This window comes from Azospirillum sp. B506 (genome assembly GCF_000333595.1).
In the GTDB taxonomy this organism is placed as follows: Bacteria; Pseudomonadota; Alphaproteobacteria; order Azospirillales; family Azospirillaceae; genus Azospirillum.
The window spans coordinates 1-1487 of sequence record NZ_BADK01000031.1; the positions used below are offsets into that span (position 1 = coordinate 1).

Annotated in this window: 1 protein-coding gene; it reads right to left on the reverse strand. The window is 69.1% G+C overall.

Annotated elements, in window-relative coordinates; translation table 11 throughout:
* Positions 1–13: 13 nt before the first annotated feature.
* Complete coding sequence (locus I71_RS01075) at positions 14–1387, reverse strand: MATE family efflux transporter (protein WP_042688938.1); 1374 nt, start codon at positions 1385–1387, stop codon at positions 14–16.
* Positions 1388–1487: the final 100 nt, after the last annotated feature.

Below are 1487 nucleotides of genomic sequence, written 5' to 3' on the forward strand. Positions count from 1 at the left end.
GGCCGAAAGCCGGTTAGCGCCGGCTCAGAGAGGCGAATCGCAGCGAGAGGATGGTGACGGACACCAGACTGGCGATCAGGATTCCCTCGAACAGCCCATGCGCGCCATGGCCGAGACCGAAGACCAGGAAGGCCGAGACCGGGATCATCACCACCGCGTAGGAGAAGAAGTGGAGCGCCGTCGGAATCCAGGCATCTTGCCGTCCGCGCAACGCATTCGCCATCACCGTCTGGCCGCCGTCGGCGATCAGGATCCAGGCCGCAAAGGCGATCAGAGGCACCACCGCCTCCAGCAACTCCGGGTCGTTGGAGTAAATAGCGCCCAGCGCCTCCGGCACGCTGCGATAGAGGATGCCGACGCAGGCCAGGATCGCGCTGGTCACGCCCAGTCCGGTCCAGCCGGCCAGCGCCATGTCGCTGCGGTCGCCGCGGCCGTAGGCCACCCCCACACGCACCGCCGTGGCCGATGCCAGCCCGACAGCCGCCATGAAGGGCAGGGCGGTCAGGTTCAACCCGACGGTGTAGGCGCCCAGCGCCAGCGGGGAAATCATGCCGGCGAACAGTCCGAGACCGCCGAAGGCCCCGCTCTCCACCCCGATGCTGAGTCCGGCGGCATAGCCCAGATGACGCTGGCGTGCGGCGCCGCTCCACCAGTCGGACACCGGGCGCCGCACCTGCCACCGGTCATGATCGCGCATCCACCAGACATAGGCGACCAGCCCCAGCCCCATGCTCCAGCGCACGATTGTGGTGGCCCAGGCGGATCCGACCGCGCCCAGCGGCTCCAGCCCGACATGACCCCACACCAGTGCCCAGGCCAGCGCGGCGTTGACGATGTTGCCGATCACCATGGCGATCATACCCGGCAGCGGGCGCTTGATGCCCTCCAGGAAGAATCCGGTGGTGATGTAGAGCATCATGCCCGGCGCGCCGAGGCCGAGCACGGCCAGTACATGGGCCCCGCCGGCCGCCATCTCCCCCGTCTGGCCGCCGGCCCGGAACAGCGGATCGCCCAGCAGCGAGACCAGGGCGAACAGCACCCCGAGCAGCAGCGCGTAAGGCATCGACCGCCGCCATGCCCGCCCGCAATCCGCTTCGCTGCCGGCGCCGAAGGCGTGGGCGGTGATCATCACCGTCCCCATCAACAGACCGACGCCGGTGCCGACCATGATGTTGCCGGGCAGGTGGGCCAGCCCGTAATAGGCCAGTTCCTGGGCCGAGAAACGGCCGACGATGGCGGTATCGACAGCCATCATCACCATCAGCCCGGCGCGGGAGACGATCACCGGCGCCGCCAACCGCAGCAGCTCGCCGATGTGGGAGGCGAGACGCGCACGCAACGGCGCCGGGGCAGGCGAGTCCGGGGCAGGCAGGGTAGCGGTGCTCATGACAAAACCTGCGGTCGAAGAGGGGTGACGGCGGCCCATGCCGCGCCGCCGGACCGTAAGGCTTGACCGGAAAGCGGGCAGACTGCGCAAAAGCCGGTCA

Bases quoted from the DNA above. Each gene is read 5' to 3' on its own strand.
- I71_RS01075 (WP_042688938.1), bottom strand. From the start codon at position 1,387: ATGAGCACCGCTACCCTGCCTGCCCCGGACTCGCCTGCCCCGGCGCCG.